Genomic DNA, 12,049 nt, shown 5'->3' with positions numbered 1-12,049 from the left:
GCCTGGCCACCGCGTCAGTATCAGCCACGACCACAGTCATCGCATCAGAGTTCATGTGCCACTCCTTGATTCGGAGTTACACCGTTGTTCCCAGTCCCGCTAATGGTGGACGGATTCGACGGTGTACAGATGCGGATCATACGAGGCGATCGCAGCGGCAGCGCTGGTGTGCCTCTGGGCGGCGGGATCGGCCAGCATCGCTTGTAATGCCTCGGCGCTTTCCCACTGGGCGTAGTTGACCACCCGCGTGCCGTCGGTGCTGGCGTGAATGTTCGCCGAGATAAAGCCGGGTACATGCTGGATGACCTGCTCCGTCGCTTCAATCAGCAAGTCGACAAGTTCACGCTGATGCTCGGGGACCACGGTGAACACGTTGATCAGCGTGACATGTGGGGGGTGCGGGCTGATCGTCGTTGGTGACATGGATTTCTCCTTCGACGGGCGGCGCTTTTTCCGCAGGTCAGCGGTCGCGTTCGTCACTCTACGGCGAACTCAGGAGCCGGTTTTCGTACTCACAGCCCGGCCGGTTGGTCGGTGTGCCGGAGGTCTGGTTTCGTGCCCACATCTCGCCCGCGCACAGCGAGAACATCAACTTCTTCGGCGCGATCGAGGTCGATATCGACGCCGAGCTCGCTCAGCTCGGACCGACCGGTTACCGGCCGCCGCGGGTGCGCGACACCCTGTTCTGACCCACATTCGGATCGGGGTCAGCCGACGTCGCGGGTGTGGATTTTCAGGCGTTGAACGTCACCGGTGGGGTCGTTGACGGCGAAGCTGATGAGCCGGTGCGGGTGGATGCGGATGATCGCGCCGTCGAAGCCGCCGCTGGGGTCGCCGTAGGCGGAGTCGGTCGGAGTGGTGAGGGCTTCGGCGTGGCCGCGGATTTCGAGCATCCGGGGCCGCCAGGGGGTGACCGAGGCCAGGTCGTCGACGACGAAGGCGACGCGCCCGTTGTCGGCGACATTGCGGAATTTTCGGCTGGCGGCCATGTTGTGTCCGGCGATGTCGATGGTGCCGGTGCGGGGGTTGTAGCGGAATCCGACAGGGCTGACCTGCAAGGTGCCGTCGGGTTGGGAGGTGGCGAGCCGTCCGAGGGGCTGGCTGGCCAAGTAGTGCAGCTCGGCGTCGGTGAAAACCATGGCGGGATCACTCCTCGAGGATGTGGATCGGCGGGTGTGCCGGTCCTGGCGTGTCAGTGCCGGGTTGTGAGGCGGATGACGGGCAGTTGCCGGTCGGTTTTGCGCTGGTATTCGGCGAATCGTGGTGCGGCGGTGGTGATCTGCTGCCAGGCGCGGTCACGGTCCGCGCCGTGGAGCTGTTCGGCGGTGACGTCGTGGGTGCGCCCGGCCAGTTCGATGCGGATCTTGTCGGGGTGGGCGGCGATGTTGTAGTACCAGGCAGGGTTCTTCGGTGCGCCGGCGGCGGAGGCGACGATGAGCCAGCTGCCGTCCTCGCCAGGGAACCAGCCCACGGGGGTGCGGCGTTCGGTGCCGGTTTTGCGGCCGACGGTGGTCAGCACGAGAGCGTTCATGCCGCCGAAGAAGTTGCCGCCCTTGCGGATTCGTTTGCCGGCGAAGCGGTTCAGCCATCGCATCAGGGGTCCGGCCGTGGGCTGGCGGGCGCCGGTGGTGCCGTTGGGGGTGTCGAAAGTCATCGCGGTCTCTCAATGGTGGGGTTCGTAGCACCGTCCATGGCCACCCGCTTACGCCGATTCCATTTCATAGCGAACGACTCTAACCAGCCATGGCGTGCACGAAGCGCTGCGACACAATCGTGCGAACTCAACCGTGCGATCCTCGGCCCGTTCGTTGAGACCAGGCGTCGAGCCCGGTGGTTCGGTTCGTTTCGGTTCCCCGCGAATCCGGACGTCCCAGCTAACTTTCCGCGTACGCTTGTGCGCTGGATCGATGACGAACGAAGGCGTCGCTGAACCAACCGGCAGAGGAGACGGGTATGGACCAGCTGCAGTTCATCGCCACCCGGCGGGAGTTCGACGAGATCGATACGGACAAGGACGGTTTCATCACCTTCGATGAAGCCATCCAGTGGGGTATGGCCCAGGACCGGGAAGTGCGGGAGGTCCTTGGGCGCCAGATTCAGCAAGACCGCATCTGGGCGGATGGGCAGGTTTCCTTCGTGGAGTTCCTGCGCTACAAGGAGCTGACCAACGACTCCTAGCCCGCGTGGGAAGCGTCGACAGCTACCGGGACGGTCCGATTGTTCCTCAGGGTGGGTGGATCAGTAGAGTTTGCGCGCCGATCCACCCGGCCGCCGAGCACGATGCACCGTTCGAGTTGGCGAAGCGGGGCGCGGTTTCCGGAGTCGTGCACTAGTGACCCCGGCCGGATGATCCGACGTGAGAATGCGGCGAGATATCCCCAACTGGATCCCCCGTCACGCTCCACGACCAGCTCACCCGCACCGCACGGTACTGAGATCCTGTACCGGAGCAGCCCGAATACCGCGTGGAGGCACGAATCGCGAGTGCCCAGGCACGCAAGGTCGCAGATCTCTCGCTATCGCAGAGGCGCCACCACTGCGGCCTGGATGTCACCGGTCCTGATCGATACGGTGCGGGCCTACCAGGGCACCACGCCGTCGCGGCCGATGAACGAGCCAGAAGTGGCATCGACCTTCAGCATCGCGGCCTCGACCACGGGCTCGGCGCCTTGCGCGGCGGTGAGCGGCGCCTGCGCACGGTTGATGGGTGAGAAGTCGGTCTGCACGAATCCCGGATCGACGGAGAACACCCTGATGTTCGTGTCCGCGAGAACCTTCGACAACGTGATGGTCAGGCTGTTGAGTGCCGCCTTGGAGGCTTGATAGGCGGGCACCACCATATCGGCCGGATCGGCTCGCGCCTGGAGGGTCAGCGATCCCACGAACGACGACACATTGACGATCCGGCCCGAGTCACTGCGCCGAAGCAACGGCAGCAATGCCTCCACCGTATGGAACACCCCGATCACATTGGTCTCAAGCGTCCGCCTCACCGACTCCGGATGCGCATACTGGCTGCGACTGGGCGCATCCCATTCGGCAGCGATGCCCGCATTGTTCACCAGCACATCCAACCGCCCATGGTCGCGCGCAATGATGTCGGCGAGGCGCTGCACCGATTCGAACGAGGCGACATCGAGCTCCTGCCCCTGCGCGTTGACACCCTGCTCACCAAGCCGCCGCGCCGCGGCGGCCGCCGCCTGCTCCGACCGTCCCGTCACGACGACCGTGTACCCCGACAATCCCAATGCCAGTGCCGTCTCGAACCCGATGCCACGAGTCGAGCCCGTCACCACCGCAATGTCCGCCACACCTATTCCTCTCCGGATGTCTTGTCTCGAAAGACCTTCCCTCCGAGGATGGCGGCAAGGACCTCGTAGCACCGGCGGGAAACCGACCTGACGTTCCGCTCTCCGCATCGTGCCGTGGGTGTAGATGGCTCGGACGGAGGGGGATTCGTCGGGCGATCCGCAGGACGTGGGCGGCGCCGGGGATGCCGGACGGGACGTGTGATCCGTGCGAGGCGGCGACGGTGGTGTTCGCTGATGATGGTGGGGTGCCGAGGTGGAGGCCGTCGGTGCCCAGGGGTTCGGCGAGTTCGGTGCGGTACAGCTCGCTCATGCCCTTACCGGTGACCGCGCGGGCGATTCCGGCGGCCAGCCAGCCGAGGACATTGCGGTCTGCTTCTTTGGGCGAGTGCCGATTCGGGGACCTGCCGGCGGAACACTAACGAGCAGGCAGGTCCCGATCGTTACTTGCCGGCCTTGTTGTATGCGTCCAGGATCTCAGCCGACACCCGACCGCGGTTGGAGACCTCGAAGCCGTTCTTCCGTGCCCAGTTGCGAATGGCCTGGGTCTGCTCGCGATCAGCGGTGGGTCGAGGTTTGCTCGTGGTCGTCGCTTTCGGTGCTCGCCCCATCTTGCGGGCATGCGGGGTCCACTCCTCGAACATCCCACGCATGTTGGCCGCGTTCAGCTTGGACAGGTCGATCTCGTAGGCAACACCATCGACAGCAAAGAACACTGTCTCCTCGGCGGCGGACTTACCGTCATAATCGTCCACCAGCTCGACGACGACTTTGCGTGCCATGAAAGCAGCCTTTCCAGTTGCACCGATGTAGTGATACAGAATAGTAGTTGAAGCGATCACCATGGTCGGACGCCCGACCGCTGATCAGCGCCCGCTGGTCATCCCGGCACGCGCCGGAACTGCCCCCAGTTCAGCTGCTCGGTCAATCCGGGCAGCCGATCCACCATTGCCACAACATAATCCGCGACGATTCCGATCAGTACCGGTCGCTTCACCTTCAGCCCGCCGTCCAGTCAGAATCAGCTCCACCTCACCGCCGGTGGTCAACCGGGCCAGGGCTCAGCACCGTGTCGTCGCCCTCCCGAATATCGAGCAGCGCGCGGGTCTGCTCGATGAGCAGCGCCGCGCCCTGCACCTCGTCCAAGCAGAGCCTCGGCCAGGTCTGTGAAGGACTCGTAGAAGCAGCGCGGTCCCATCTTCGCCTGCTCGCACACCCCGCGCACCGTGAGTGCGGCCAGCCACTGTGTGCCGACGATGTCGAGGACTGCGTCCAGCAGCCCCGTACGGCGATTGGCGGACTGACCTGTTGTTACGCACGCGCCGACGAAGGCCCGCTCGGAAAAACAGGTATGCCCCCGGCCATTCGACCCTCGTGGGAGTCGCCCGGACAGGCGATGCTGACACGAAATCCACCAGCACCATTGCGCGGAGGCTTTCATGTTCCCATCGAATGCCCAGCCCCCAGACGGTGTCAGCGACGACAGCGCCCGTTGTGCCGAAGACATGTTGATGATCCGGCGTTGCGTGGCCTGCGACAAGGTCTTCGCGCCGCTGACCACCGCGTGTTCTGTTTGCGCGTCCGAGGATCTCGAGTGGGTGCCCTCGTCGGGTGCTGGTTCGATCGTGTCGTGGCGGGCGGTGCGTCGCATGAGTTTTCCGCACGGCGAGGTGACGCCGTTGACGATCGCCATCGTCGAACTCGACGAGGGCCCGTGGGTCTACACCTGCATCGACGGTGAAGTCCCGCTGATCTGGACCGGGCCGGTGCGTGTGCACTTCCAGCCGAGGCCCCGCCAGAACAGGTTTCCGGTCTTCACAGTCGACGCCGATCCACGGCAGCCACCGTCCTGGCGTGTGTCCCGCGACACCGTTGCGACTGGGAACCGGCCGGAGGCGGCTGCGACCTCGGTGACAAGCCGGGTGCTTCGATGACTGCTTTATTACCTCTTGCCTACGGATACGTGCGCGACGATCTGCTGCGTGACCGCGACCCGAAGTCCAGCGACGACATACTGCGGGCCGCCGCCAGATCACTCGGGTATGCGCTGGGCACCGTATTCCACGAGTCGGCGCCACAGAACGCGACACTGCCGCCGGCGTTCGTCGATCTCGTCCAGGAATGCCGGCGAGCCGAGGCACACACCGTGCTGACGCTCCCCGGACACCTGTCGGGCATGGCCGTGTGCCGCATGGTCCTCCTCGCGATCCTCGAGGCACGAGCCGAAGCCGCCGTACAAGAAGTCCGACCCTGACCGGTCAGTATCGACGCCGATGGTGGCGAAGAGCCCCGTCACGATGATGCGTGCCCGGTTGCTCCGATGGCCCCACCATCGCCGCAACAGCGCACCGACCGGACGGCAGTGCGAACCAGAAAGCGCTACAACGATATTCACGCATTGCTTGCCGAGGGCGAAAGCCTGCGCAGTATCGGCAGGAGGCTCGGGCTCGCCCGAGGAACGGTGCGCCGCTTCGTTCATGCCGCCATCGTCGAGGAGCTCCTGGTCAACAAACGGCACCGGACGCCGACCCAGCCTGCTCGATGAATTCGAGCCCTACCTGCACCAACTGTTCGGTGAGGGCTGCACCACCGCGGCCGTGTTGTTCGGAGAGATCACCGCCCGCGGTTACCGCGGCAGCGACAAGATCCTGCGCGCCTATCTGCACCCGTTCCGCACCACAGCGCCCGTCCGCGAGCCACCTCGCCGCCCTCCCTCGCCTCGGCGAGTGGTCGCTTGGATCATGAGCAACCCCACCACGATCGACTCCACCGATCAGCAGCGGCTCGATGCGATTCTGGCCCCGAGCCCGGCGTTGGCCACGCTCGTCGGCCATGTCCGCGCCTTTGCGACGATTCTGTGTGAACTGCGCGAACGAGATCTCGAGCGCTGGATAGCAGCGGTCGAGGCCGACGACCAACCGGCCGCATTCGTGTCACAGTTGCCATTTCGGTTTCCCCTTCGATAACCACCAACGGTGGCCCCGGGCCATCCCTCGATGGATATCCTCAGATGAACCGCACTGCACCCAAGGATTGCACGGCATTCGAACGGTCCACAGTCCGGTTCATCCGGGCGGACCGAACGAAACGCAATGCCAAACACCTGGTCATTTGACCTATTTTCTTGCGGTTCAACATGCTTTTACTTCGGCCGCGTCGAGTTCACTTCCGGACTTGCGCCGCCCCTACCGGGCAACACGCATCAAGACCTGGCAGCCGGTCTGGGATCCGCCAGTAAACTACTCGTGAACACCGGAAAACTATTGCGGGAAAACAGCTTCCGATACGACGTCCACGAAAATTGAGTAGCGAACTATGCACTGCCCTCGGATACTGTGGCAATCATGTTCAGCCGCGCCGGACTCGGAATGCTGGCGTTCGGAGGTCGTTTATTCGTTACTGAAAGTCGGGATCGGGTGTGCCAGACGTCCTGATGCGTACCGAATCGGTGGCCCCTTATGAAGTGCGGCTGGGTGATGTGATCGAGGATCCGGCCGGGGCGAGCCTGTCGCGGCGCGTCGATAAATCGAATTGTGAAGTTGGTGTTTGGTGAAACAGGAGAACTGGAGCGGTGCTATGCCGGTTGACAGACTGGTCGTCATAGGTGCTGGCCCGAAAGGGGTTGCCGTCGCAGCGAAGGCTTATGCGCTGCGGCAGGTGGGCATGCATGCCCCGGACGTGACGATCGTTGAGGCGGGTGCCGTTGCCAACAATTGGCGACGGGACGGGGGATGGACCGACGGGTGCCAGTCGCTCGGCACCAGCCCGTTCAAGGATCTCGGATTTCCATACGGCACCGATGAGTATCCGGCCGATCATCCCGTCACCGCCGAAATGTTCAAGGTCAGCTGGGGATCATATCTGGCGAAGACCGGTCAATATTCGAAGTGGACCGATCGCGGATCCCCCGCGCCGATCCACGAGGAATGGGCCGACTATCTCCAATGGGCGGTCGCCCAGATCCACGCGGATATCGTGTACAGTGCGGCGACTTCGATCGATCGGCGTCGCGACCGTGGAGAATTCGAAGTCCTTCTGGCCAATTCGGGAGTCGTCCGCGGTGACGCGATCATGTTCACGGGTTTCGGGCGCAGCCGGGCTCCGCTGTCGCCTGCCTGCTTGCTCGTGCACGATTTCTGGGCGACGAAGTCCAAGGACGAACGGTTCTTCGGAAAGCGAGTCATCATCGTCGGTTCGGGCGAGACCGCGGCCTCGATCACCAAGTGCCTGGTGGAGAAGTCTCGGCCCGCCGATATAGTCGTGATCTCGCCGACCGAGACGATCTACTCCCGTGGCGAGTCCTACCTCGAGAACCAGCTCTACAGCGAGCCGATCCGATGGGCTGAGTTCAGCGTCGATCAACGGCGGGAGTTCATCCGGCGGACCGATCGCGCCGTGTTCTCGCAGGATGTGCAGAACATGATCTCATCGCACGGGATTCATCGACACGTCCAGGGCCGGGTGCAATCAGTCGAGTCCACGCGGTCCGGTGTTGTCGCCGAGGTTCACGATGCCACGAATGCCGGGGTCAGCTACCTCGAGGCGGACTACGTGATCGACGCGCGCGGTGGTGACCCGCTGTGGTTCGGCCCGCTTCTGAGCGATTCGCTGGTTGCCGATCTGGCGGCCAGTGTCGGCGGGGCTTTCAGCGAGTCCGCCGTCGAAGCCTCCATCGGGTACGACCTGGCGATCACCGGATTCTCGTCGAAGGTTTTCGTACCCAATCTGTCCGCGCTGCGGCAAGGGCCCGGCTTCCCCAATCTCAGCTCGCTGGGGCGCCTGGCGGATCGTGTCATGGTTGGTGTCGGCGCCGCACCAGGCCGTCGCGCGGCCCTCGTCCGAGTCGGTGCCCTGTGATCGATCCGGTCCCGCTCGTATCCTTCGCGGTCACCTCGTTGATCATCATCCTGGTTCCGGGATCGGATGTCTTTCTGCTGCTGCGTGTTTCGGTATCCGAAGGGGTCGCGGCAGGTCTGCGAGCCCTCGCCGGCATTCATCTGGGAAACGTGATTCAGGCAGCGATGATGATTTCCGGGATCGGTTTGATCATCTCCAGGGTTCCTGGGGCGCTCACAGCGCTCAAACTGGTCGGCGCCGCTTATCTGCTGTATCTCGCGGTGTCGAGCCTTCGTGCGGTACTCCGCCCGTCGAATGGCCCAGCGGAGACGAGTGACGAGCAAGAAGCGGGCGCCCAGCGGCTGTCATCCCCATTCCTGCAGGGGCTGCTGGCCAACGTGACGAACCCGAAGGTGCTGATCTTCTTCGTCGCGTTCTTCCCGCAGTTCCTCGGGAACGCCGGTAGCGTTTCCGTCCAACTGTTGGTGCTGTCGGTCATTTTCATCTCGCTCGCGGTGATCTGGGAGGGAATCATCGTGGTCGGCGCCGGACGGCTCGGCCGAATGATGAACTCTGTCCGGTTCACCAAGGTGATGGACGCGGCCTGTACCACGGCGTTCACCGGACTGGCAGTCGCACTGCTGGTCGGGGTCGCCTGAGCAGCACTCGATGGTCATGCGGCCGGGGCGAGGAGTCGGGCCGCTGGCGGCTGCAGGGTGGTCGACCAGATCTTGCCGATATCTGGCTTGTGCGTGATCGTCGAGATGTGAGTAAGACGCGTACCACCACGGTGAACTGCGCTCGGAAACGTTGCGATTGGCAGCCGAACAGATCGCAACGGAGGGCGTAGACGCTGTGTCACTGAGAGCGCTGGCGCCGCGGCCTGTAAGGGACATCCGTGCGAGAAGTAGCTCTTAGCGATCTACGGAGCGGTCTGGTTGTTCTGATGGCAGTTGGGTGGATATTCGCCACCGGGCAGGCCCAGCGCGGTGAGTGCAGTGACCTGCTCGTCGGTCAGCACGACCTCGATGCTCTTGCCTTCGGTGATCGGTCGCCCCTCCACCATGGCCGGACTGCTGGTCGAGTCCACTTCGGTGACGGTGAGCCGGAAACGAGTACCGGTCATCCACCACCACGCCGACGCCGGCGTGCCGGGTTGATCACGGTCGAGACGGCGCCCCGGCGAAATCCGGTGTGGAATCAGCACCGCATAGGTTTGCCCGACCACGACGTCGCGGGCCCGCATGCACTCAGCCTGCGCGTCCGCATCGGTGCTGGTCAAGCCGCTGTCGTTGTTTTTCGCGCGAGTCCGGGACCCCGATGTTCGGGAGTCCTTGCGAGGTTCCGGGTGCAAAACAACGAAGTTCGGATAGCCGCTGGTCAAGTTATTTCCGAGTTCTGCTGCCGAATCAGGTGCGTTATGCCCTGGTGGGAGATCTGGTGTGGCAGCGCGAGGGACTCACCCGCCGCGTGGAGCGTCCTTTGCCGATCAGGCGGCTGGGCGACTTCGATGCCGAGGGCAACCGGCAGAACATCCTCCGCATGGTTTCGATCATGCAGCGCATCCCCGACCTGATTGTCGTGCCGGCCCACGATCAACGGGCCTTCGCGGAGATGAGCCAACTGCCGAACGTCACGACCAAGGGCCTGACCCTTTCGATCCGGGCAGACCGCTGAGAACCCACAACTGTGTGCTAGACGTCGGCGGCGAGGTCTGTGGTCATCGGAACCGACCGGCACTACTGGCCACCGGCTATCGAACTTCGTTGTTTTTGCGCGACCGCCAGTCCGGCACCCCTGGGCAGGGGCGGATGTACCGTAGGTGAAGGGTTCAATTTGCTTGCGAGAGCCGCATTTTCATGACAGATGAGGTGAACACTTCAGTTCTGATCGTCGGTGCCGGTGGGGCCGGTCTGTCGCTGTCGCTGCTGCTCGAGCAGCACGGCGTGTCCTCGGTACTGGTCGAGCGGCGGGTTGATGCGTCCTGGTTCCCCCGGGCGCGCAATCTCAATTTCCGTACGCTGGAGATCTTTCGGGGCCTCGGGCTGGAGAAAGAGGTTCTGGCGGCAGGCACGCACGTGTCCCGCATTTTCCGCAAGGACAGCTTGGCCGCGTCCGGGCATCAGGACTTCCCGTCCGTCGAGGACGCCCTGCGGATCACCGACCATCCCGAGGCGCTCAGTCCCGAGCCTATGCTCTGGTACTGCCCGCAAAGCGTGACCGAGCCGCTGCTGGGTGCGGCGGGCCGCGAACGCGGGTGCGATATCCGCTACGGGCTCGAACTCGTGTCGTTCACGCAGGATTCGGCGGGCGTCACCGCCATGGTGAGCAATCGCGCCACCGGAGCGCAAACGGTGCTGAGGGCCGACTACCTGGTGGCCGCGGACGGCGCACGCAGCCACGTGCGCGAGCAACTTGGCGTGCCCGTGGTGGGGGAGGGTGTGCTCGAGGAGTACTACATCTTCGTCTACTTCCGTGCCGCCTGGGCCGACCTGGTTCGCGGCTACGAATCCGACGCCGTGCTCATCGACCGACCGGGCGTTCGAGGGTTCTTCCTGATCACAGACCCCGATCGCGGCATGTTTCTGATCCAACAGGATTTCGAGCAGGAGTACACGCCCGAACATTGCCGAGAATTGATCCTCGACGGCATTGGCGTGCCGGACTTTCCGGTCGAGGTGGTCGAGATCGCGCACTGGCGTCCGGCCCAGCAAGTGGCCGAGCGGTTCCGCGTCGGGCGGGTGTTCCTGGCCGGGGATGCGGCACACACCATGCCGCCGAAACTGGGCATGGGTGTGAACACCGCCATCGCGGGCATGCACAACCTGGCCTGGAAACTGGCCGCGGTCCTGCACGGGCAGGCGGGCGATGCGCTCCTGGATACCTACGAGGTAGAGCGTCGTCCGATCGCCGATCTGATCTCCCGACAGTCGCTGGTCGGCCCGGCCGCCACCCTGATCACCGGGGGCGAGGACGACGCCCTGCTCCCCGCCGAGGAGCGCGTGTCGATGTTCTCGTTGACCATCGGCAACCGCTATCGCTCCCGCGCCGTCCTGTCCGGAGACCCCGCGCCGGACGGCCTCGAACTCCTGAACGGACCGGAGGACCTCATCGGCACCCCGGGCACCCGCATCCCGCACGGCCGATTGGCGCGCAACGGCGAGTCCATCTCGCCCCTGGACCTCTTCGACGGCCGATTCGTGCTGCTGACCGGCCCGGAGGGCAGGCCGTGGATCACCGCCGCACCCGAAGCGGCGGCCGCCACGGGCGTGCGCGTGGCCGCCTACCGCCTCGGCCCTGACGCAGACCTGCGCGATCCGGACGGAAAGTGGTGGGCGGCAACGGGTCTGCCCGCTGACGGAGTCCTGCTCGCCCGCCCCGACGGCATCGTCGCCTGGCGTACCGACGCCCTTCCTGCCGACCCCACCTCGGCCCTGACAGCGACCCTCACCGCTATCCTGGCCCGCGACACCTGATAGGGGTCGCGGACTCGTCGAAAATCCAACAAATTCGGTACATGCGCTGACCAACGCTTTGAACCCGGATCTCATGCGTGCCGTCATCTACTATCCGCTGAGCACCGGTCGCAACTTCGATGAGCTGCGCTTGATGCAGTGCCTGCAGACGGCCGACGCCTTCGGCGTGGCCACCCCGGCGGACTGGTGTGGGCGGATCCGGATCGGCCGCCGACATTGTCGGCGATCCAGTCGAGGATCCGGTTCTCACAGCCGGGGACAGAGCCCCGGCCACGCTTGGCTACGGTGCCGCGGCCGGATCAGTCTGGGCCGGCGGGAGTTCGATCTGGGAAGGCGCGATCTGGAATTGGGGATAGGTAGGGATTGCGGCTGTTGTTCTTTCTGGCCGGATCCGCTGCCGCTGTTGGTGTTGGTTGCTCCCGCGGATCG

17 protein-coding genes are annotated in these 12,049 nt (G+C 64.4%); 11 read left to right on the top strand and 6 right to left on the bottom strand.

What is annotated here, in order from left to right:
- Positions 1 to 99 precede the first annotated feature (99 nt).
- The gene (locus ACFXN1_RS12165; protein WP_379446637.1) at positions 100 to 423 is read right to left on the bottom strand and encodes an antibiotic biosynthesis monooxygenase family protein; all 324 of its coding nucleotides are present in this window, start codon (positions 421 to 423) and stop codon (positions 100 to 102) included.
- A 113-nt stretch (positions 424 to 536) separates the two neighbouring features.
- Here ACFXN1_RS12165 and ACFXN1_RS12160 point away from each other — a divergent pair, with 113 nt between their 5' ends.
- Positions 537 to 689, top strand: a complete 153-nt coding sequence (locus tag ACFXN1_RS12160; RefSeq protein ID WP_379446641.1) for a hypothetical protein — start codon at positions 537 to 539, stop codon at positions 687 to 689.
- Between the two features lie 18 nt (positions 690 to 707).
- Here ACFXN1_RS12160 and ACFXN1_RS12155 read toward each other — a convergent pair whose 3' ends face one another.
- Complete coding sequence (locus ACFXN1_RS12155; protein WP_379446638.1) at positions 708 to 1,139, bottom strand: PPOX class F420-dependent oxidoreductase; 432 nt, start codon at positions 1,137 to 1,139, stop codon at positions 708 to 710.
- A 53-nt stretch (positions 1,140 to 1,192) separates the two neighbouring features.
- Positions 1,193 to 1,654, bottom strand: coding sequence for a nitroreductase/quinone reductase family protein (locus ACFXN1_RS12150; RefSeq protein ID WP_379446639.1), 462 nt, complete (start codon positions 1,652 to 1,654; stop codon positions 1,193 to 1,195).
- 299 nt (positions 1,655 to 1,953) lie between these two features.
- Here ACFXN1_RS12150 and ACFXN1_RS12145 point away from each other — a divergent pair, with 299 nt between their 5' ends.
- Complete coding sequence (locus ACFXN1_RS12145) at positions 1,954 to 2,178, top strand: hypothetical protein (RefSeq protein ID WP_379404680.1); 225 nt, start codon at positions 1,954 to 1,956, stop codon at positions 2,176 to 2,178.
- A 401-nt stretch (positions 2,179 to 2,579) separates the two neighbouring features.
- Here ACFXN1_RS12145 and ACFXN1_RS12140 read toward each other — a convergent pair whose 3' ends face one another.
- Positions 2,580 to 3,311, bottom strand: a complete 732-nt coding sequence (locus tag ACFXN1_RS12140; protein ID WP_379446640.1) for an SDR family NAD(P)-dependent oxidoreductase — start codon at positions 3,309 to 3,311, stop codon at positions 2,580 to 2,582.
- A gap of 440 nt (positions 3,312 to 3,751) precedes the next feature.
- Positions 3,752 to 4,153, bottom strand: coding sequence for an Lsr2 family protein (locus ACFXN1_RS12135; protein WP_379463562.1), 402 nt, complete (start codon positions 4,151 to 4,153; stop codon positions 3,752 to 3,754).
- Positions 4,154 to 4,747: 594 nt separating this feature from the next.
- Between ACFXN1_RS12135 and ACFXN1_RS12130 the strand changes: the two genes are divergently transcribed.
- The 7 genes from ACFXN1_RS12130 (at position 4,748) to ACFXN1_RS12100 (ending at position 8,803) form a co-directional block, all read left to right on the top strand.
- Entirely contained in the window at positions 4,748 to 5,242 is a 495-nt protein-coding gene (locus ACFXN1_RS12130) for a Zn-ribbon domain-containing OB-fold protein (protein ID WP_379446537.1), read from the top strand.
- Entirely contained in the window at positions 5,239 to 5,562 is a 324-nt protein-coding gene (locus tag ACFXN1_RS12125) for a hypothetical protein (protein WP_379463561.1), read from the top strand. The genes ACFXN1_RS12130 and ACFXN1_RS12125 overlap by 4 nt, the downstream gene beginning before the upstream one ends.
- Before the next feature lie 66 nt (positions 5,563 to 5,628).
- Positions 5,629 to 5,853, top strand: coding sequence for a helix-turn-helix domain-containing protein (locus ACFXN1_RS12120; protein WP_379463560.1), 225 nt, complete (start codon positions 5,629 to 5,631; stop codon positions 5,851 to 5,853).
- 196 nt (positions 5,854 to 6,049) lie between these two features.
- The gene (locus ACFXN1_RS12115) at positions 6,050 to 6,274 is read left to right on the top strand and encodes a hypothetical protein (RefSeq protein WP_379446536.1); all 225 of its coding nucleotides are present in this window, start codon (positions 6,050 to 6,052) and stop codon (positions 6,272 to 6,274) included.
- Positions 6,275 to 6,726: 452 nt separating this feature from the next.
- Positions 6,727 to 6,861: a hypothetical protein gene (locus ACFXN1_RS12110; protein WP_379446535.1), complete on the top strand. Its 135-nt coding sequence runs from the start codon at positions 6,727 to 6,729 to the stop codon at positions 6,859 to 6,861.
- 23 nt (positions 6,862 to 6,884) lie between these two features.
- On the top strand, positions 6,885 to 8,165 hold the full coding sequence (locus ACFXN1_RS12105) for a SidA/IucD/PvdA family monooxygenase (RefSeq protein WP_379463559.1): 1,281 nt from the start codon (positions 6,885 to 6,887) through the stop codon (positions 8,163 to 8,165).
- Positions 8,162 to 8,803 (top strand): LysE family translocator, encoded by a 642-nt coding sequence (locus ACFXN1_RS12100; protein ID WP_379446532.1) that lies wholly within the window; start codon positions 8,162 to 8,164, stop codon positions 8,801 to 8,803. The genes ACFXN1_RS12105 and ACFXN1_RS12100 overlap by 4 nt, the downstream gene beginning before the upstream one ends.
- A 263-nt stretch (positions 8,804 to 9,066) precedes the next feature.
- Here the strand turns inward: ACFXN1_RS12100 and ACFXN1_RS12095 are convergent, their stop codons facing one another.
- Positions 9,067 to 9,528, bottom strand: coding sequence for a hypothetical protein (locus ACFXN1_RS12095; RefSeq protein WP_379463558.1), 462 nt, complete (start codon positions 9,526 to 9,528; stop codon positions 9,067 to 9,069).
- A 44-nt stretch (positions 9,529 to 9,572) separates the two neighbouring features.
- Between ACFXN1_RS12095 and ACFXN1_RS12090 the strand changes: the two genes are divergently transcribed.
- Positions 9,573 to 9,821 carry a hypothetical protein gene (locus ACFXN1_RS12090; protein WP_379445367.1) on the top strand — a complete coding sequence of 83 codons (249 nt, stop codon included), beginning with the start codon at positions 9,573 to 9,575 and terminating at the stop codon, positions 9,819 to 9,821.
- Between the two features lie 194 nt (positions 9,822 to 10,015).
- A complete protein-coding gene (locus tag ACFXN1_RS12085; RefSeq protein ID WP_379445365.1) occupies positions 10,016 to 11,620 on the top strand; it encodes an FAD-dependent monooxygenase in 1,605 nt (534 codons plus the stop codon).
- Positions 11,621 to 12,049: the final 429 nt, after the last annotated feature.

This window comes from Nocardia sp. NPDC059154 (assembly GCF_042755705.1).
Taxonomy (GTDB): Bacteria; Actinomycetota; Actinomycetes; order Mycobacteriales; family Mycobacteriaceae; genus Nocardia.
This window is presented reverse-complemented; position numbering and strand designations above follow the sequence as displayed.

Coding starts and splice junctions, on each gene's coding strand:
- ACFXN1_RS12165 (WP_379446637.1), bottom strand. CDS start 423: ATGTCACCAACGACGATCAGCCCGCACCCCCCACATGTCACGCTGATC.
- ACFXN1_RS12155 (WP_379446638.1), bottom strand. CDS start 1,139: ATGGTTTTCACCGACGCCGAGCTGCACTACTTGGCCAGCCAGCCCCTC.
- ACFXN1_RS12150 (WP_379446639.1), bottom strand. CDS start 1,654: ATGACTTTCGACACCCCCAACGGCACCACCGGCGCCCGCCAGCCCACG.
- ACFXN1_RS12145 (WP_379404680.1), top strand. CDS start 1,954: ATGGACCAGCTGCAGTTCATCGCCACCCGGCGGGAGTTCGACGAGATC.
- ACFXN1_RS12135 (WP_379463562.1), bottom strand. CDS start 4,153: ATGGTGATCGCTTCAACTACTATTCTGTATCACTACATCGGTGCAACT.
- ACFXN1_RS12130 (WP_379446537.1), top strand. CDS start 4,748: ATGTTCCCATCGAATGCCCAGCCCCCAGACGGTGTCAGCGACGACAGC.
- ACFXN1_RS12125 (WP_379463561.1), top strand. CDS start 5,239: ATGACTGCTTTATTACCTCTTGCCTACGGATACGTGCGCGACGATCTG.
- ACFXN1_RS12120 (WP_379463560.1), top strand. CDS start 5,629: ATGGCCCCACCATCGCCGCAACAGCGCACCGACCGGACGGCAGTGCGA.
- ACFXN1_RS12115 (WP_379446536.1), top strand. CDS start 6,050: ATGAGCAACCCCACCACGATCGACTCCACCGATCAGCAGCGGCTCGAT.
- ACFXN1_RS12105 (WP_379463559.1), top strand. CDS start 6,885: ATGCCGGTTGACAGACTGGTCGTCATAGGTGCTGGCCCGAAAGGGGTT.